We start from the raw sequence: 18,302 nt of genomic DNA on the forward strand, positions 1-18,302 counted from the left end.
TTCCGTCCTCCACTGGGATAAGGTCGGTGATCATGAGCAGTCCGTGGTTCTTCGGGCCGCCCGCCCGCCGCGGGTTGTTCGCCGTGGAGGCCGTCGCGTTGGTGGTGGTCTGCCTCGCGGACGCGGCTTCGGTGGCGTGGATCGACGCGAGCACCTCGACGACCGCGGCACTGCTGATTCCGCCGAGCGGCACCATCGCCGCGCTGCTGGCGGTGCTGCGACGGCGGTTCCCCGCCCACGTCGGCGGGCTCGCCGCCGCCGCCATCGCGCTGAGCCTGCTCAGCACGGTGATCAGCGAAGGGCTCGGTTACGCCGGGTTCGCCACGGGGCAGGTGCCGACCGGTGCCGAGGTCCTCGGCTTGTCGTTGCTGGTCGGCGCATGCTGCCGTCGGCTGCGCCCGCGGCCCGCGGTGCTGCTCGCGGTGGGCAGCTTGATCGCGCTGGTGCCCGCCTCGCTGCTGCGCTACGAGGGCACCGCGCGCACGCTGATCACGGTGGCGGCGGCTCTGACCTGGGGCATCGCGCTGGCGATCGGCCTGGTGCTGCGCGACGCCGACAACCGCAGGCGCGGTGGACTCGCCGCGGTCCGCACCGGTGAGCGGCTGCGGCTGGCGAGGGAGTTGCACGACCTCGTGGCCTTCCACGTGAGCGGCATCGTGGTCCGCACGAACGCCGCCCGCGCTTTGGCGAGCAACCCGCGGGTCTCACCGGAGGACCCCGTCGAGGTCTACACCGAGATCGAGCAGGCGGGGGCCGAAGCGCTCGCCGCGATGCGCAGGCTCGTCGGTATGCTCCGCACCGACGATGACGATTCCCTCCCGCACGGCACCGGTTTCGGCGAAGCGGTGCGGCAGGCCGCGGGCGTGCATGCCACTGTGGACGTTGCGGCCGACCTCGACGAGGTGCCGGTGAACCCGGAACTCGCGACCACGGCGCACCGGATCGTGCTGGAAGCGCTGACCAACGCGCGCAAGCACTCCCCGGACGCCGCCGAGGCTCGCGTCTCCGGCCGCCGCGAAGGTGCGGATTTCGTGCTCGTCGTGGAAAACGACAACGTGCCGTCGGTATCGCCGGACCGCACGGGTTCCGGTTACGGGCTGGTCGGCATGGCCGAACGCGTGCAGGCCGTCGGCGGGACCGTGCAGGCCGGTCCCGCACCGGGGCGGAGGTGGCGGGTGACCGCGCGGTTCCCGATCGCACCTCCGCAGGACGCCGGCGGCGACGGCCAAGGAGGCCCCCGGTGACCATTCGCGTTCTCATCGCCGACGACCAGACCCTCGTGCGGACCGGGTTCCGGCTCATCCTCAGCGCCGAACCGGACTTGGAGGTCGTCGGTGAGGCCGCGGACGGTGAGTCCGCCGTCAACTTGGCCCGCGAACTGCGGCCGGACGTGACGCTGATGGACATCCAGATGCCGAAGGTCGACGGGTTGCAGGCGACGCGTCTGCTGGCCGGGCCGGACGTGCCGGATCCGCTGCGCGTCGTCGTGGTCACCACCTACGACGTGGACGAGAACGTCTACGCCGCGCTGCTGGCCGGGGCGCGCGGCTTCCTGCTCAAGGACGCGGGAGCGACGCTGCTGGTCAACGCCGTGCACGCGGCGGCCGACGGGGAGTCGATGATCTCGCCGTCGGTGACCACCCGGCTGCTGTCGCACTTCACCCAGCCCGAGCGCCGCCGCATGAACCGCCGGGACGCGCCGCTGAGCGAGCGGGAGCTGGACACGGTGCTGGCGGTGGCGCGCGGGGCGACGAACGCGGAGATCGCCGCCGAGCTCCACGTTTCGCTGTCCACCGTGAAATCGCACTTGGCGAGCGCGCAGCAGAAGCTGTCGGTCCGCAACCGCACAGAGATCGCGATCTGGGCCTGGCAGCACGGCCTCGTCAGCTGATGTCGGTCCGCACCACGCGGGTGCGGGCCACGATGTCGCCGGCCCGCTGGTGCTGCGGCGTCATGATGATCAGCACGATGCCGACCAGGCCGAAGAACATCGAGTCCGCGGCCGTGATCACCCACCGCGCGTTGTACTGCCCCAGGCCGGGCTCGTCCCCGCCCATGTCGATCAGGCGCAGCTTCAGCCAGCGCATCGCGGGGGTCTGGTCGCCGTGCCGGTGCGGGAACCACACGTGCCACCACCAGGCGAGCGCGACCATCAGGACGAAGTAGAAGGAGAAGCCGCCGACCAGGCTGGTCGTGGCCGATGCGCCGAACTGCCGCACCACGTACGCGAGCGGCAGCACGAGCGGGACGAACAGGATCGTGATCGCGGTGCGCGCCAGCGCGTCCAGCCCGATCTGACCGAAGCGCCTGCGCAGGAACGCGGGGCCGGTGTTCACCGGATCCGCGGCGGAGTGCTGGTCGCCTTGCTCCACACCGGTCGGCACCATGCGTTCTCCCCAAAGCGGCAACGATTCGCTGATGGTACTCGGGGCCGACGGCGTCCGGTCACGGCCCACCGCACGCCCGGTTCCGTTGTCGGGCAAGGAAACCGGACGTGTCCGCGCGTCTCGTACTTTCGGCCGGTGGCCCGGACCCGGGTTCGTTCTCGGGTCCGATGTGCAGGCGGTGCCGCTTCGGAAAGATCAGTGCTGACAGCGAACGAGATCGCGCCGCACCGGCGCGAAGCGAATGGAGCAGAGCATGTCCAAGCCGACCCGCCGCAACCTGGTCAACTTCCTGGTCCTCGTCCTTGTCTCCATTTCCGTGGTGCCGAATCTGATCAGGGCCGAGGAGTGGGACGCGATGAATTACGTGATCGCGGGAGCGCTGACGCTCGCCGCGGTGTGGTTCGTGGTCGACCTGGCGCGGTCCGCCACTGGATCGTTGCGCTGAACCGTTGGCGCGGCGTGGAAATCGACGTCTCCGGACGGAGATCGTGGCCGCGCGGGGACGGACCGGCTCCGGCGGAGGGGGGCGGGCTCCTCCCGCCGGTGCGGCGCCTTGGAACCATGAGCTTGCGGTCAACCCGTGACCGGGTTTCCTTCTTCACCTGGGAAATCGCAGTTTTCCCCAACAAGTGGACGTGTGGGACGGCCGAAGGTTGAGTCCGCGGTGGATCTTGTGACTGATCGGACCAATGTGGTTGCCCGGCGGTAACGATCACCGCGATCGCCCTGTTGCCGATCGCAATGGCTCCGGTAGATCTCGTGTCACCGGCAGGTGCCCGCTCCGGGGGGGAGTCATGAGTGGCGGGGAGGAAGCCGAGCTGCGTCCGATGCAGGTCGGAACCGAGCAGGCGCAGCCTTTGAAGGCCGCGAAGCAGCGGTTGCAGGCTTCGGCGGTGGCGGTCGGCACGCTCCGGACGGATGTGGCGGCCGGCCGGTTGAAGCTGGATCCGGCGGCGGGGCGCGAAGTCCAGGAACTGCTGACCGAGCAGATGGATCAGGTCGACGCCTGGCTGCGCCGGTCGGACGACCTCGGCCGCCGCGCGCCGCTGGGGCAGAACCCCGTGGGCGAGGCGATGGCGGGCAAGTTCGTCGACCGGACCACCAGCGAGGGCGACTCGTTCACCGGCGTGCTCACGCAGTACCGCAAGGATCTCGACGAAGCGCACGGCGCGGTGGCCGAGGCGGTGCGCCGCTACCAGACCGTGGACGAGCATGCGGTCGACATGTTCCAGAACCTCAAGTCGCAGCTGTGAACCGCGCGTGGTGGCGGCCGAGGGCAGTCGCCCCGGCCGCCGTCGTGCTGCAGTCCGCTGCGCCGGTGCCGGACCGTTGAGTCCAGAGGCGGCCGTGCAACGCGCGGTCCCACGTCGATCAGCTCGCCAGGACGACCAGCGCCGAGGTCATCCAGTTCGACCGGGTTTCAGCCGAGACCCGTCCCGACGGGACCCGGGTCGGCTTCGCGTACGACACCGAACTGCGGCTGGCCCGAGTCACGAACCAGCAGGGACTCGTCTGGCACTACGAGTACGACCCAGTCGGCAACCTCGTGCGGGAGACCGACTTCGACGGCCGGTCGGTCAGCTACCGGTACGACGCGGCGCGGCGGCTCGTCGAGCGCACCAACGGAGCGGGCGAGACGACCCGCTTCGTCTACGACTCGCTGGACAACGTCATCGAGCGCCACACCGGTTCGGAGGTCTCCACCTTCGTCTACGACGCGCTCGGACGGACCGTCGAGGCCGCGAACGGGGACGCGACGGTGTCCTTCCAACGCGACGCGCTCGGCCGCATCGTGGCGGAGACGACCAACGGTCGCACCATCGCGTCCCGTGATGACGTGCGGGGGCGCCGGGCCCACCGCCGCACGCCTTCCGGCGCGGAAAGCGTCTGGGAGTACGACCACAACGACAACCCGGTCACCCTGCGCACGGCGGGTAGGACGATGCGCTTCGGCTACGACGGCCTGGGGCGCGAGGTCCAGCGCAGTCTCGACTCCGGTTTGACGCTGGCCCAGGCGTGGACCCCGAAGAACCGGTTGCTGTCGCAGACGATCACCGGAGCGGCCGGGCACCAGGTCCAGCAGCGCTCGTACAGCTACCAGGAGGACGGCGTCCTCGCCGCTGTCCACGACCGGCTCACCGGACCCCGCACGTTCGGCCTGGACCAGGTCGGGCGGGTGACGGCCGTGCAGGGTTCCGGCTTGACCGAGCAGTACGCCTACGACGCCGCGGGCAACGTCGCGCAGGCGACGTGGGCGACCCCGGCGACCTCCGAGAACCAGGAAGCGCCCGGTGACCGCGAGTACGCGGGGAACTTGCTCCGGCGTGCTGGGAACTTCCACTACCAGTACGACGCCCAAGGGCGAATCGTGCTCCGGCAGCGGCAGCGGCTGTCGCACAAACCGGACACGTGGCGCTACTCCTGGAACGCGGAGGATCGCCTCGTCGGCGTTGTCACTCCCGACGGTTCCCGCTGGCGCTATCGCTACGACCCGTTCGGACGGCGCATCGCGAAGCAGCGCCTCGCCCCGGACGGCAGGAATGTGATCGAGCAGGTCGATTTCGTCTGGGACGGCCTGGTGCTCGCGGAACGGGCGCAGGTCGGCGAGCCGGGGCGCGGCGGCGCTCGGGTGACCGTGTGGAACCACGAACCGGACGGCTACCGGCCGCTGCTGCAAAGCGAGCGGTTCCCGCTCCGAGACGCACCACAGCAATGGGTGGACGAGCAGTTCTACGTCATCGTGACGGCTCTCGCCGGGGCCCCCACCGAACTCGTCACCGACGACGGTGAGATCGCGTGGTTCCACCGGCACACGCTGTGGGGTTCGACGCTCGACCAGAGCCGGACCGGGGCGGAGACCCCGCTGCGGTTCCCCGGTCAGTACTACGACCGCGAAACGGGACTTCACTACAACTTCTTCCGCTATTACGATCCGGCGACCGGGCGATATGCCAGCGCTGACCCCCTCGGTTTGGAAGCCGGTCCCAACAACTACGCTTACGTCGCGAACCCGCACCTCCTGACCGACCCGCTGGGGCTCATGGCGTGCGACGAGCTGAACGCCAAGAACCGGGAGAAGATCAACGAAGGCGGCTGGGACTTAATCGGCCACCACGGTACCGGAAAGCAGAATTCCGAAAGCATTCTCTCCGGTATCAACCCGCCCAAGGCCGGGTCAAACGCTGGTACGAACCTGGGCGACGGCTTCTACGTCACCCCGGACAAGAAAACGGCGAACGAATTTGCCGAGACATCTGCCTATGGTGATGCTCCGGAGATGACGGGCAGCTTTAAGCAGTGGCAAGCGGACACGGCTGCTTATGACGCGAAGGTGGCCGCTGGAAAGGACCACCAGGTGTTCGATATCTACGCGAAGCGAGATTCCGGCGGGAATAAGCTCGATATCGCCGAGGCCGACCCGAAGAGGATGCGAGAGGATCCCGCCTACAAGGAGAAGATGATGAACGATCACGACGCACTCACGGACAAGAACGAAAAGGGCAGCGGCCTCAACGAGACCAAGGTCAACCCGAAGGCGTACGACAGGTTGACGGCAGTGTTCAACGAGGACCCGAAGTAGCCGGGGAACTCACCCCAGCGGGACGCGGAACAGCTCGTCCGGGTTCGAGTCCCATCCCGAGGCCGTTGGCGAGTCCTGGACTACGACGGATCCTGGTAGCGGTCTCAGCGAGAAGAAGTAGTTCCGTCCGTGGCACCGGGCTCGGGCTCGATCGTCGAATTCGCGGAGGGCGGATGGCCTAGAATGCGGGCTCGCACCGCACGCTCCGGTGGGCCGTGACGTGCCCGATTCCGGGAGGTGCGACCGGAGGAGGCGCAACATGGCCAGGGACACCGACCGTCCGCTGCGGTCCGACGCGCAGCGGAATCGGGAGAAGATCCTGTCCACCGCGGCGCGGATGTTCGCCGAGCGGGGCTTGGACGCGCACCTCGATCACATCGCGAAGGAAGCGGGCGTCGGTTCCGGCACGCTGTACCGGAACTTCTCGACCAGGGAGGCGCTGATCGAGGCCGCCTACCGGCACGAGCTGAGCCGCCTCTGCGATGCCTCGCCGCACCTGCTGGCGACGTTGCCTCCGGGAGAGGCGTTGCGCGCTTGGATGGCCCGGGCCCTCGACTACGCGACGGCGAAGCTGGGGATGGCCGACGCGCTGCGCGCCGTCATCGATTCCGGTGGCGCACCGTACGACAAGAGCAAGGAAATGCTGCTCGACTCGATCACGCCGCTGCTGGACGCGGGCGCCCGCGCCGGGGTGATCAGGGACGACGTTCCGGCGGCGGACCTGCTGCTGGGCCTGTTCGGCATCGCGATGGCCGCCGGGGGAGCCGAGCACCGGGAGCAGGCCGAACGGCTGCTCGACCTGCTCTTCGACGGCCTCCGCGTGCGCTGACCCGAGTCAACGGCCCGTTCGTCCAATAGGAGTGGGCGAACGGTCCGTTCACTTCATCGGCATCGCCCCCACCAAGCTCATGGCCGCGCCGTCTCCCCGCGTTGCTCACGTCGGAAGCTGATTCGAGTGAACGGCCTGTTCGTCCAACGGGTTCGGACGAACAGGCCGTTCACTCCACTGGAATCGCTTCCGGGCGCGTGTGGTGGCGCTAGGGGGAGTCGGTTGTGGCTCGGTGGTGGGGATGTGGGTGAACGGCCCATTCGTCCAACGGGTTTGGGCGAACGGACCGTTCACTCCGGAGCGTCCGCGACGAAGCCGAACGCACAGCGGCCCGCCCACCCCGTTCGGGGCGGGCGGACCGCCGACGTGATCACCTGCGCACTACCCGGCCGCGTTGAGCACCCGGTCCAGGCTGATCGGCAGGTCCCGGTGCCGCACGCCGGTCGCGTGCCGCACGGCGTTCGCGATGGCGGCGGCGGTGCCGACGATGCCGACCTCGCCGACGCCCTTCACCCCGGACGGGTTGTCCTCGTCGGGGTCGTCGACCCAGTCCACCTCGATCTCGGGGACGTCGGCGTGCGCGGCGATGTGGTACCCGGCGAGGTTCGCGTTGGCCTGCCTCCCGGTCGCGTCCCGCACGCCCTCTTCGTGCAGCGCCATCGACAAGCCCATGATCATGCCGCCGGCGAACTGGCTGCGCGCGGTCAGCGGGTTGATGATCCGGCCCACCGCGAACATGCCCAGCAGCCGCCGCACCCGCACCTCACCGCTGGCCACGTCGACCGCGACCTCGGCGAACTGGGAGCTGAAGGAATGCCGTTCGAGCTGCTTGCGGGCACCGATCAGCTCGGTGGTGTCGGCCCGCGCGGTCACCGGTGCCCGCTCGCCCGCGGCGAGCTTCTTCTGCAGCGCCCGCGCCGCCTCGATGATCGCGAAGGACCAGGACTCGGTGCCGCGCGAACCGCCCGCGAGGAACGCGGGCCCGAAGTCGCTGTCGGCGATCCGGATCCGCACCGCTTCCAGCGGCACCTCCAGTGCTTCCGCGGCGACCTGGGACAGCGCGGTGCGCGCCCCGGTACCGATGTCGGCGGCGGCGATGCGCACCTCGTAGGTGCCGTCGGCCTCGGCGGTGATCGCGGCTGTGGAGGGCATCGGCCCGGCGCCGAACGAGCCCGCCGCGACCCCGGTGCCCAGCAGCCAGCGCCCGTCGCGGCGCATGCCGGGCCGCGGGTCCCGCTGCCACCAGCCGAAGCGGCTCGCGCCCTGCTCCAGGCAGTCCACCAGCCTGCGGCTGCTGAACGGAGTCCCGGAAACGGGTCCGACGTTCGGCTCGTTGCGCAGCCGCAGCTCCACCGGGTCGATGTCGAGCCGCTCCGCGAGCTCGTCCATCGCCGATTCCAGCGCGAACGACCCGGGCGCCGCGCCGGGTGCCCGCATCCAGCCCGGCGAGGGCACGTTCAACGGCACCACGCGAGTGCGGGTGCGGATCGCCTCCGACGCGTACATCACGCCGGTGAGCTCGGTGCCGAGCTCCACGAATTCCTTGATGGTGGAGGTGAACGACCTGGACTCGTGGTCGATGGCGCGCATCCGGCCGTCGGCGTCGGCGGCGAGCCGCACCCGCTGCTCGGTCGCGGACCGCAGCGACGTGACCGCGAAGACCTGCGGGCGCGTCAGCACCACCCGCACCGGGCGCTGCGTCAGGGTCGCTGCCATCACCGCGAGCACCAGCTGCGGACCGGCGGCCTTCGACCCGAAGCCGCCGCCGACGTGCTCGGAACGGACCCGCACCGACTCGGGAGTGAGGTCGAACAGCGTCGCCAAGATCTGCGCGACCAGGTAGGAACCCTGGTTGGCGTCGACGACCTCCAGCCGCCCGTCCTCCCAGCGCGCCATGGACGCGTGCGGCTCCATCGCCGCGTGGTGCTCCTCGGGAGTGCTGTAGGTCTGCTCGACGACGGCCGCGGCCCCGTCGGCTTCGGCGTCCACGTCGCCCTTGTCGACGGTGCCCGCGCCTTCCGGCGCGTACTCGGCGGGGTGGTCGGCGCGGAACTCGGAGTCGTGCGGCTCGACCTCGTAGGTGACTTCGAGGGCGTCGGCGGCGGCACGGGCCTGCTCCGGCGTCTTCGCCACCACCAGCGCCACCGGGTGCCCCACGTAGCGCACCCGATCGTCCTGCAGCAGCTGCAATCCCGGGTCGGGGCCGAAGATCCCGGCTTCCGGGTTCAGCCGCGGCGCGTTGCCGTGGTGCAGGACGGTGAGCACGCCGGGCATGTCCAGCACCGCTTCGTCGCCGATCGAGGTGATGCGGCCGTGCGCGGCGGTGGACAGCACGAGCGAACCGTGCGCGAGGTCCTCGATGGAGTGGTCGGCGGCGTAGCGGGCCGCACCGGTGACCTTGGCGCGGCCTTCGAGCCGGGTGCGGGCGGAGCCGGCGGTCCCGGTGTCGGCGGGGGAGGTGGTGCTCGTCGTGCTCACCCGCGGGTCGATCGTGGTCATCGGGTGGCCTCCTCGGTGATTTCGGTCAGCACGGACACCACGATGTTCCGGATGAGCGGCACCTTGTAACCGTTGTGCGGCAAGGGTTTCGCGGCGGAGAGTTCGGCGTCGGCGGCGGCGCCGAACTCCTCGGCGGTGGCGGCGCGGCCGAGCAGCGCCCGCTCGGCGGCGTGCGCCCGCCACGGCCGGTTCGCGACGGCGCCGAACGCGATCCGCACGTCGTCGACCACCCCGTCGCGCACGTCCAGCGCGGCGGCGATGGAGCCGTTGGCGAACGCGTAGGAGGCTCGTTCCCGCACCTTGCGGTACCGGGAGCGGGCGGCGAGCGCGGCACCGGGCAAGGTGATCCCGGTGATCAGCGCACCCGCGGGCAGTGCGATCTCCTGCTCCGGGTGCTCCCCGACGGGCCGGTGGAAGTCCGAATAGGACAGTTCGCCGGGGCCGTCCGCGGTCTCGTAGGACACCACGGCGTCGAAGGCGGCCAGCGCCACCGCCATGTCCGACGGGCTGGTCGCCGCGCAGTGCTCGGACCAGTCGAAGATCGCGTGGTTGTAGTGCTCGCCCTCGATCGCGGGGCAGCCGCTGCCGGGCACCCGCTTGTTGCAGGGCTGGGTGACGTCGGCGAAGTAGCCGCACCGCGTGCGCTGCAACAGGTTCCCGCCGACGGTCGCGACGTTGCGCAGCTGCCCGGAGGCGCCCGCGAGCACCGCCTGGGCGAGCGCGGGGAAGCGGCGCCGCACCTCGGGGTGGTTGGCCACGTCGCTGTTGGTGGCGGTCGCGCCGATGCGCAGCCCGCCGTCGTCGGTGACCTCGATGGCGTCCAGCGGCAGCCTGCGCACGTCGACCAGCTGCGGCGGGTTCTCCACGCCGGTCTTCATCAGGTCCACGAGGTTCGTGCCGCCGCCGAGGAACCGCGCGTCCGGGTTCTCGGCGAGCAGGGTCGTGGCCGTGCGCACGTCGGTGGCGCGCCGGTAGTCGAATTCCTTCATGCCGAGACCTCCGTTCCGCCGTGGGACACGGTGCTCTCGGCCTCGTGCATGGTGGCGGCCTGCGCGACCGCGCGCACGATCGAGTTGTGCGCGCCGCAGCGGCACAGGTTGCCGCTCATCCGCTCGCGGATCTCCGCGGCGTCCAGCGGTGGTGCGCCGGCGTCGGGCCGGACGTCTTCGGTGGCGGCGCTGGGCCAGCCCGCCGCGTGCTCCTCGATGACGGCGACGGCCGAACAGATCTGGCCGGGAGTGCAGTAACCGCACTGGTAGCCGTCGAAGTCGAGGAAGGCCTGCTGCACCGGGTGCAGCCGGTCGCCGTCGGCGATCCCTTCGACGGTGGTGACCTCGGATCCGTCGACGCCGACGGCGAACTGCAGGCAGGACACCGCCCGCTTGCCGTCGAGCAGCACGGTGCAGGCGCCGCACTGCCCTTGGTCGCAGCCTTTCTTCGTGCCCACCAGGTCGAGTTCGTCCCGGAGCGCGTCGAGCAGGGTGGTGCGGTTGTCGACCGTGAGGGAACGGTCCTCGCCGTTCACCCGCAGCGAGATGGTGGAGCTGTGGTGGGACATGGAGTCTCCGTCGGTATCAGACAAGGACGGGAAGTGACGTCGCGCGATGGTTCCGGGGCGTGCCGCGGTGGCCACCTTCGTGCTCACGAGACCGCGCGGCAGCGGTCGAACACGACCGTCGCCGCAGCCGGATCGTCGAAGGTCCAGTGGAAACCCATCCAAGCGGGGACGTCTCCACTTCACTGTAGGCGACCTGCGGCGGACCCGGCAAACCGCTCAACGACCCGGCGCTTCGGAAAAATCCCGCATTCGGCCACCTGTTCGGGTCGAATCGGATCGCGCGAGGTGAGCCGAACCGCGACCACATCAAGATGTGCGTCGCATCCAGGGATGTGAGGCTGGGTTCCCCGCGGCCGGAGCGGGCCTGGTCGCGGAGTCCTGCAGGTCGCCGAAGGTGGTCGGGAGAGACCACCGGCGAATCCGAGGTGGGCCGTCCCGCATGCCGATGATCGTTCGCGGGTGTTCCGGGCGGACCCCGGCCGAGGAGGAGCCGATGGCGGCGAGCGCACGGAAGCGGCGACATCGCGGGCAGCGCCTGGAGGACCAGGTCGACATCGTCGAGGAAGGCAAGGTCCGCCGTGCCGTGACCGCCGCGGGCATCGGCAACATGATGGAGTGGTTCGACTTCGGCGTCTTCAGCTACCTGGTCGTGATCACCGGGAAGGTCTTCTTCCCCGCGGGAAATCCGACGGTCCAGCTGCTGTCGACGTTCGCCACCTTCGCCGTCGCCTTCATCGTGCGCCCGCTGGGCGGATTCGTGTTCGGCCCGCTCGGCGACCGCCTCGGCCGCAAGCGGGTCCTGGCCATCACGATGATCATGATGGCGCTCGGCACCGTGGCCATCGGATTCATCCCCTCGTACGCGACGATCGGCATCTGGGCGCCGATCCTGCTGCTGGTCGCCAGGGTCGTGCAGGGCTTCTCCACCGGCGGCGAGTACGGCGGCGCCACCACGTTCGTCTCCGAGTACGCGCCCGACAAGCGACGCGGTTTCCTGGCGAGCTGGCTGGAGTTCGGAACCCTCACCGGCTACGCGCTGGGAGCGGCGGTGGTCACGATCCTGCTCACCACCCTCGGCGAGCAGGAGATGGTGAACTGGGGCTGGCGCATCCCGTTCCTGCTGGCCGGACCGCTCGGCGTGATCGGCCTGTACCTGCGCTTCCGCTTGGAGGAGACGCCCGCGCAGCAGCAAGCGGAGTCCTCGGCCGACGGCGAAGCCGACAGCGGTCTCGGCATCTACCGCACGATCTTCCGCGACCACTGGCGCCCGGTGCTGACCTGCGTGTCCCTGGTAGCCGTGTTCAACGTCGCGAACTACATGCTCACCGCGTACATCCCCACCTACATCACCGCGGACCTGCACTACGCCCACACCTCGGCGCTGGTGTTCGTGCTGGTCACGATGCTGGTCATCATGGGATTCGTGGTGCGGCTGGGCCGGATCTCCGACAAGATCGGCCGCCTGCCGATCGTCGCGGCCGGAGCCGGCGCGCTCGTCGTGCTGTCCTGGCCCGCGTTCTGGATGATCAGCCGCGGAGCGGTTTGGGCCGTGATCGGCGGCCTGATCATCCTCGGCCTGATGCTGATCTGCTTCAGCTCGACGATGCCCTCCACGCTCCCCGCGCTGTTCCCCACGCACGTCCGCTACGGCGGCGTCTCGATCAGCTACAACATCTCGGTGGCGGTCTTCGGCGGCACCACCCCGCTGCTGTCGGAATACCTGGTCAGCACAACGGGCAACACCACCGCCCCGGCGTTCGTGCTCATCGCCGCCGGGCTGCTCGGCCTGATCGCGTCCTGGTTCGCGAGGGAGACCGCGGGCCGCCCCCTGCCCGGAGCGAAACCCACCGCGGGCTCGCGGGAGGAAGCCCGCGAAACCTTGGCAGAACAGCGCGGCGAAGTGGACGGGACGACATGACCCGGCCCCCGCCTCGCGGAACTCCGGAGCGGAGGGCGATGACGGTGATCGATTCGCCGCGGATCGGGACGGTGATCCTGCTGCTGGCCACGCTGACCACCGGGCTGCAAGCAGGCACCTACTACATCTTCGCCTGCGGGGTGATGCCCGGACTGGAGCTCGGCGACGACCGGACGTTCGTCGCGGCGATGCAGCAGTTCAACGTCTCCTTCATCAACCCGTGGTTCCTCGCGACCTTCCTGGGCGCCCCCGTGCTCGCGCTGATCGCGGTCGTGACCCACCGCCGCACGCGGCGGGCGTTGTGGGCGTCGGTGACCGTCGGATTCCTGCTGGCCATGGCCACCGTCGTGATCACATCGGTGGTCCACTTCCCGCTCAACGCCGCGCTCGACGCCGCAGGACCACCCGACCGGGCGCCGAACCTGCACGCGGTCCGCGAGGCGAACGCCGCCACCTGGATCCGCTGGAACACCGTCCGCGCCGTGACCTCGACCGCGGCCTTGGCGGCGCTCTCGTACGCCTTGCTCATTTCAGGCCACCGAGAAGAACACCGGAAGTAACCGGAAGGCGAGCGCCGATTCATTCACGGCCGCCCCGGAATCAAGGCACCCCACACCCGCCAAAAGAAAAAACCCCAGGCCGATGACCTGGGGTTTCTGTGCGCCAACAGGGACTTGAACCCCGAACCCGCTGTTCTGGTGTCCGCGCTGTCCGGCATCTTCCAACGCTTGACGACAACCCCGGTCACCTGCATGAACGCCATGAGCAGAGGTGAGGTCGCTTGCCGTCATCTGACGTCGGCGAGGGTCGATTATTGGCACTTCATTGGCAACTTTTAGGCTGTGTCCACCAACAGTCACTCACGATTAACCCTGCCTCCGGAGGGCTTCCCAGCCGTGGCATCTTTCTGAAGCGCGGCTGGCCTCCCGCGTGGGGCAGCCAGTCGCGAGCATCGGTCAGGTGCAGTCGTCGTCGGTTGTCTGCGGGCTGCATGTGCCCCGGATGTGCCTCTAGGCGGTCGGTGACTTGGAACCTGCTGATTTGCGAGCAGCGGCGCGGTGGTTCGGCTGGCTGGACTGTGGATTCTTCGTGACGGCCTGTGTCGTCTAGTGCGACTTAACCGTTGTTCCGTGTCGTCTTGTCTCGAATGGTGATGACTTCGTGTCTCATCGATGATCGCTTGCTGTGTAATTCGAGAGCCAAGGTCACAAATTTGCTAGTGACGCTACATACTCCCGGCGTATACACTTCATCGAAGCAATCAAGCGTAGCGCGAATTAAGAGAGGATAAAAATGAAACAAAAAAGACGGACGATCTTTTCCCAGAAAAGTACGCCAGACGAAGTTGACGGAAACGCGCTCTCGTTATATCCAGTTAAACTCTATATGGATGAATCCGGAAATGGGAACCAGCGAGATCCATTACTCGTAGGGGGGATTGTTGCCGACATTGAATCAGAAAGCTTGGAGTCTGAAGTTGAGCAGCTGTATGAGAACCTTGCTGCCCGCCGGTATCTCAGGGGTTACGAAAGCTTCGAGAAATTTCGAGAGCATGGGTTCCATGCCAGCAGTGATTCTGTTGAAATTTCTGTACCCTTCTTTAGGCTAATCCAAGAGAGCGTGGCGTTCAAGGCTTATGTTTACATAACAGATCGAAGTGGACTCTCTCCTCTTTCGGAAGTTGAGCAAATTAAGGAACTTTACGCAGCCCTGGTTTCGGATAATCTGATTCGATACCGCAGGGAAGAAGAAGTTTTTTGCTATATTGAGGAGAATAGCTCACTTCGTGAATTTGCCCGGCAACTGCCGTTGATTGCGCCACGCAAAGCGGTCGAAAAGCTAGGGCGTAAGGTCTCGCTTCCGACGCTTCGGGTCGAAATGGTAAAAAAGCGTGAAAAGATTTTGGTATCTATCATTGATTATATTATGATGGCCATCAGTCGCTGGGCTCGTGATCAGTACTTGAGAGATATAACTAAGCGAGGATACCGCAATTTTCGAGAAGTGGAGTCGACCATATCATTATTGTATTCGGTCGAGCATGGAGTCCTGCTGAATCGGAATTCTGGCGCGAACTGAAGGGGTGTGATATGCTACGCAAGGCGGAGCCATCGTCAGAGTAGTGTGCGACTACGCACACGTTGCAGCAGAGGTCATGCGCAGTGTAGGGACATGGCTCCGCCCCTTACTTTGAAGATGAGGCAGACGACGTAATGGCTAAATTTACGGTTGAAGATCTCGCTCAGTTTGCGGGCACGTCCGTGAAATACTTAGGTGTTATTGCTGATAGATTGCCTTCCGGGCGAGACTTTCAGTCGTTTAGTCATGCCACTCGGGGTGGGGGGACTAGGGAAATAGTGGCTCCGGCTGCTCCTCTGGATAATATCACAAAAAACCTTTATCGTAACTTTGTTCAGGAGTTTTCCTACTCTCCGCCGATGCACGTTCATGGCTTTATCAAAGGCCGCTCTACTCTGACAAATGCGATGGAGCATTTGGCTAAGCCATGTGTTCTAAGGGTGGACCTCAAAGAATTTTTTCCTTCGATTAGTTTTTCTCGGGTGCAGTCTTCTTTAGCTCAGCAAGGATTAAATCCGGATGCTGCGGAAATCTGCTCCCGCATTGTGACAATCAATTCGGTTTTGCCGATCGGGTTAAGTACGTCACCTCTGTTGTCTAATCTAGTTTTTTATGATACTGACGTTAAGTTGGCGGAATACAGCAAGATTCAAGGGTTATCGTTCACCAGGTACGTGGATGATTTGATTTTTTCTGGCGATGTCAATGATCGGCAACTGCTAGATATTCGTGAAATACTTGAGGAGGATGGATGGTCTGTTAATGATCGAAAAGTAGCTTTTATGCGACGTGGAGGACCGCAGTATGTGACCGGGCTTTACGTGGGCTGCGCAGATAGACCGCGTGTGCCTCGTGCAATAAAGAAGCAGCTCCGCTGGGTGACGCACATGATTAAAACTGTGGGTTACGAGGTATATTATGAAGATTTTGGCGGCGGAGAGTCAGAAATGTTTCCGAATCGCCTATTGGGGTGGGCTCGGTATGTTGCTTCAGTAGAGCCGGAAATCGGGAAACCGATGCTGAAGTTTTTCTTGGAAAATATCCCCGCCAATAGTTATTTTGGCGGTTTCGGAAGTATGGATTCTCCCGGGATTCAAGGTAAAAGTTTCTCTATTGGTGAATATATACGTATCCATCGAGATTCGCTGAGGCGTAACGAGTGAATTCAAATTAATTATATTTGATTCAATTTTCCCTGGTTGTCGACCACCGCCGGGCAACCCGCTACGCCTGATGAGGCAAAGCTGCCAGTAGGAACTGGCAAGATGTCCGCCTACGTAGCGTGCCCAGCACGGTGTAGAGAAATTTGCGAGAAAGCGCGACGCTTCACGATATCTCGTTAACCTGACTGTGCCTCCTATGCCTCGAAATCAGCTTGTGCGATGTGCTTCGGTCTTTCATGCGGCCCCTGCGTGGTTCCTGGCCGCCTGCCTTCCTTCTGCGCCCCGGACGCCGGGGGGCGCTGGGACCGGCGCCAGCCGCACGCCCGGCGACCCCCGACTTGGCCGGGGCTCGCATACAGCAGGCAGGCGGCCCCGCAGGGGCCGCCCTTGATGAAGAAAAGAAACTCTGAACACGAGCGCTCTGGGGCGCTGGCCTGGGCCTAGAGCTCGTGGAGCTTGTCGAGGACGTGTCGCAGCAGTGGAACGGTAGGCGTCGCCCACGTTGGGCTTGGCGGCGCTTCAGACATGACACGAGGGGCGGGGATCTCCGGCGGCGTCTCGGGGAAGAGTTCTCCGCGCCACGCGGTGATGTACCCGGCAGGTTCCATTCTGGTGCGGTGCTTGCCCACGATGCCCAGCTTCGTAGGTCAGTTCTGCTCTGTGCGGCCGTTCCGGATCTGAGCGATGCGTCCTTTGGTGATGCCGAGGGAGTCGGCGACGTCGGCGTAGGTCATGCCGTTGACTCGGTGGGCACGCTCGATCGCGCTGCGGCGGAGTGCGGCCAGTTCTGTGACCCGTCGGCGGCACTCGTTGATCAGCTCGGTGGCTCGGGTGGCCTGGCGCACGGGATCGTGCTCCTGGCGTACTTCTTCGATGTCGTCCCAGGTGGTGGTTTCGCTGCTTCGGGGCGTTGCCTGTTCCGGAACTAGCGGCGTTGTCGAAGATTCGTTGATGGCGTCGTCGGCAGGCGGCGGTGTGGTGGTCATGACTCAGCCGCGGCTGTCGATGATCAGCGGCTGCTCGTCGCCGTGGAGTGCTTGGGCGAGCCGGACTAAGGCGGCTGCCAGCTGCTCGCGCTGGCCGGTTGTTGCGCGCCCGGCTCCGATGTCGAAGGCGGCATCGTCGAGCGCCCACTGCGCCTGGCGCAGCAGCACCGCTAGCGATCGGGACTCGTCGGACATCCCATCCTCCAATCGCGCAGGTCAATACGACTCAATCGAGACATTCAACCATAAGGACTCAAACGAGCCTAGGGATAGGCATCTAAACGAGCCAAATGCGACAGTTCGTGGGTGGCGCAACCTCGTCTGGTCCCGACCGGTGACCTTGCGCGTGAGCTGGGTATCAGCACGCGCACTGTCGCTCGTTATGTGCGCGAAGGCTTGCTGGTCCCGACCGAGGTCACGCTTGGCGGTCACTACCGGTGGGACATAGACGACGTCCGGCAGCAGATCCGCAAGCGTCGCGCCGATTCCGGCGAAAACTGAGGGGCTCAGGCGTCCCAGCAGACGGCGGCGATGCTCTTGTCGTCGTGGCGCTTCGACCGTGGAAGGTCCGTCCCGTCCGGGTCCACGTGGGCTTCCCATGCCTGGCAGCGCTCTAGCTCGGCGAACAAGTCCGCAGAGCTCATCCCAGCCATGCGAGGCCAGTCGTCGGCCTCGATGTGAGTCATCGTGTTGAACGCGCCATCGGTGGCCAGCACGGCCCACGGGGATTCGCGGACGTTCCGCGACCGCACCAACGCGTGAGCAGCTGCCGCTGGGGCGGCCTCGGCGATCCAGTACCCGCCCTCGCGGTTTCGCCGTTCGGCTTGGGCGTCTTGCAGCTCTCGCAGCATGGTGCGGTGGTGCTCGTCGTAGCCCGCTCCGGACGCGAGTCGGTCCCGGTAGGCACGTCGTTCGGGGAGTTCCAGTTCATCGAGCCTGGGGTCCTCGAACACCCCCGCGGCCGTGATGATCGGGCTGTCGCCGAGAACTAGCTCGTCTACCTGGTCGCCACTGCGGCGCACGATCGCGACCGTGCTCGATGGCGAGTCACCCGGCGTCAACTCCAGCATGTCGACCGCAGCTCGGATCGACTCGGAGAGGACTGCGCGCAGATCCGCGGCAGGCTCCTGCCTCAACCGGAGTTGAAGAGCTTCGCCAAGGGTGGCCGCGTACAGGCTTGCCGGGACGGGGACCGGGCGGAACGCCGATGCTCCGTCGAGCACGATCACCGCGTTCTCGGTGGTCAGGATCTTGTCGTCGCTGTCGGCGTAGTCGGGCAGCTGGGCCGTTTCGATGCGCATCG

18 protein-coding genes are annotated in these 18,302 nt (G+C 66.4%); 11 read left to right on the forward strand and 7 right to left on the reverse strand.

The window, feature by feature from the left end; translation table 11 throughout:
* The first annotated feature begins 32 nt into the window (after window positions 1–32).
* Window positions 33–1,244, forward strand: coding sequence for a sensor histidine kinase (locus OOZ19_RS24855; protein WP_266092576.1), 1,212 nt, complete (start codon window positions 33–35; stop codon window positions 1,242–1,244).
* The gene (locus OOZ19_RS24860; RefSeq protein WP_266092577.1) at window positions 1,241–1,891 is read left to right on the forward strand and encodes a response regulator; all 651 of its coding nucleotides are present in this window, start codon (window positions 1,241–1,243) and stop codon (window positions 1,889–1,891) included. Before OOZ19_RS24855 ends, OOZ19_RS24860 begins: the two co-directional genes overlap by 4 nt.
* Here OOZ19_RS24860 and OOZ19_RS24865 read toward each other — a convergent pair.
* Window positions 1,884–2,387: an RDD family protein gene (locus OOZ19_RS24865; protein WP_266092578.1), complete on the reverse strand. Its 504-nt coding sequence runs from the start codon at window positions 2,385–2,387 to the stop codon at window positions 1,884–1,886. The two genes, OOZ19_RS24860 and OOZ19_RS24865, sit on opposite strands and share 8 nt — an antisense overlap.
* A gap of 253 nt (window positions 2,388–2,640) precedes the next feature.
* Between OOZ19_RS24865 and OOZ19_RS24870 the strand changes: the two genes are divergently transcribed.
* The 4 genes from OOZ19_RS24870 (at window position 2,641) to OOZ19_RS24885 (ending at window position 6,796) form a co-directional block, all read left to right on the forward strand.
* Window positions 2,641–2,832, forward strand: a complete 192-nt coding sequence (locus OOZ19_RS24870; RefSeq protein WP_266092579.1) for a hypothetical protein — start codon at window positions 2,641–2,643, stop codon at window positions 2,830–2,832.
* 349 nt (window positions 2,833–3,181) lie between these two features.
* Window positions 3,182–3,640 (forward strand): hypothetical protein, encoded by a 459-nt coding sequence (locus OOZ19_RS24875; RefSeq protein WP_266092580.1) that lies wholly within the window; start codon window positions 3,182–3,184, stop codon window positions 3,638–3,640.
* A gap of 506 nt (window positions 3,641–4,146) precedes the next feature.
* Complete coding sequence (locus OOZ19_RS24880; protein ID WP_416309496.1) at window positions 4,147–5,967, forward strand: RHS repeat domain-containing protein; 1,821 nt, start codon at window positions 4,147–4,149, stop codon at window positions 5,965–5,967.
* Window positions 5,968–6,226: 259 nt separating this feature from the next.
* The gene (locus OOZ19_RS24885) at window positions 6,227–6,796 is read left to right on the forward strand and encodes a TetR/AcrR family transcriptional regulator (protein WP_266092581.1); all 570 of its coding nucleotides are present in this window, start codon (window positions 6,227–6,229) and stop codon (window positions 6,794–6,796) included.
* A gap of 381 nt (window positions 6,797–7,177) precedes the next feature.
* Here OOZ19_RS24885 and OOZ19_RS24890 read toward each other — a convergent pair whose 3' ends face one another.
* Genes OOZ19_RS24890 through OOZ19_RS24900 form a run of 3 tightly spaced genes read right to left on the reverse strand, consistent with a single transcriptional unit; the run spans window position 7,178 to window position 10,853 of the window.
* A complete protein-coding gene (locus OOZ19_RS24890) occupies window positions 7,178–9,295 on the reverse strand; it encodes a xanthine dehydrogenase family protein molybdopterin-binding subunit (protein ID WP_266092582.1) in 2,118 nt (705 codons plus the stop codon).
* Complete coding sequence (locus tag OOZ19_RS24895) at window positions 9,292–10,284, reverse strand: FAD binding domain-containing protein (protein WP_266092583.1); 993 nt, start codon at window positions 10,282–10,284, stop codon at window positions 9,292–9,294. Before OOZ19_RS24895 ends, OOZ19_RS24890 begins: the two co-directional genes overlap by 4 nt.
* The gene (locus OOZ19_RS24900) at window positions 10,281–10,853 is read right to left on the reverse strand and encodes a (2Fe-2S)-binding protein (RefSeq protein WP_266092584.1); all 573 of its coding nucleotides are present in this window, start codon (window positions 10,851–10,853) and stop codon (window positions 10,281–10,283) included. Before OOZ19_RS24900 ends, OOZ19_RS24895 begins: the two co-directional genes overlap by 4 nt.
* Window positions 10,854–11,346: 493 nt before the next feature.
* On the opposite strand from OOZ19_RS24900, the gene OOZ19_RS24905 reads away from it, so the two are divergent.
* The 4 genes from OOZ19_RS24905 to OOZ19_RS24920 all read left to right on the forward strand — a co-directional run bounded on the left by OOZ19_RS24905 (window position 11,347) and on the right by OOZ19_RS24920 (window position 16,013).
* Entirely contained in the window at window positions 11,347–12,771 is a 1,425-nt protein-coding gene (locus OOZ19_RS24905; RefSeq protein WP_266092585.1) for an MFS transporter, read from the forward strand.
* A 38-nt stretch (window positions 12,772–12,809) separates the two neighbouring features.
* Window positions 12,810–13,331: an anthrone oxygenase family protein gene (locus OOZ19_RS24910; protein ID WP_266092586.1), complete on the forward strand. Its 522-nt coding sequence runs from the start codon at window positions 12,810–12,812 to the stop codon at window positions 13,329–13,331.
* Between the two features lie 733 nt (window positions 13,332–14,064).
* On the forward strand, window positions 14,065–14,850 hold the full coding sequence (locus tag OOZ19_RS24915; protein WP_266092587.1) for a hypothetical protein: 786 nt from the start codon (window positions 14,065–14,067) through the stop codon (window positions 14,848–14,850).
* A gap of 134 nt (window positions 14,851–14,984) precedes the next feature.
* A complete protein-coding gene (locus tag OOZ19_RS24920; RefSeq protein WP_266092588.1) occupies window positions 14,985–16,013 on the forward strand; it encodes a reverse transcriptase family protein in 1,029 nt (342 codons plus the stop codon).
* Window positions 16,014–16,660: 647 nt separating this feature from the next.
* Here OOZ19_RS24920 and OOZ19_RS24925 read toward each other — a convergent pair.
* Both OOZ19_RS24925 and OOZ19_RS24930 read right to left on the reverse strand, forming a co-directional pair.
* The gene (locus OOZ19_RS24925; protein WP_266092589.1) at window positions 16,661–16,999 is read right to left on the reverse strand and encodes a sigma-70 RNA polymerase sigma factor region 4 domain-containing protein; all 339 of its coding nucleotides are present in this window, start codon (window positions 16,997–16,999) and stop codon (window positions 16,661–16,663) included.
* Window positions 17,000–17,002: 3 nt separating this feature from the next.
* Window positions 17,003–17,194 (reverse strand): hypothetical protein, encoded by a 192-nt coding sequence (locus tag OOZ19_RS24930; RefSeq protein ID WP_184482113.1) that lies wholly within the window; start codon window positions 17,192–17,194, stop codon window positions 17,003–17,005.
* Between the two features lie 111 nt (window positions 17,195–17,305).
* Here OOZ19_RS24930 and OOZ19_RS24935 point away from each other — a divergent pair, with 111 nt between their 5' ends.
* A complete protein-coding gene (locus OOZ19_RS24935; RefSeq protein ID WP_266092590.1) occupies window positions 17,306–17,500 on the forward strand; it encodes a MerR family DNA-binding transcriptional regulator in 195 nt (64 codons plus the stop codon).
* Between the two features lie 5 nt (window positions 17,501–17,505).
* Here OOZ19_RS24935 and OOZ19_RS24940 read toward each other — a convergent pair whose 3' ends face one another.
* A complete protein-coding gene (locus tag OOZ19_RS24940; RefSeq protein ID WP_266092591.1) occupies window positions 17,506–18,300 on the reverse strand; it encodes a protein phosphatase 2C domain-containing protein in 795 nt (264 codons plus the stop codon).
* Window positions 18,301–18,302: the final 2 nt, after the last annotated feature.

Origin of the sequence: Saccharopolyspora sp. NFXS83 (assembly GCF_026241095.1) — a bacterium.
Classification (GTDB): domain Bacteria; phylum Actinomycetota; class Actinomycetes; order Mycobacteriales; family Pseudonocardiaceae; genus Saccharopolyspora_C.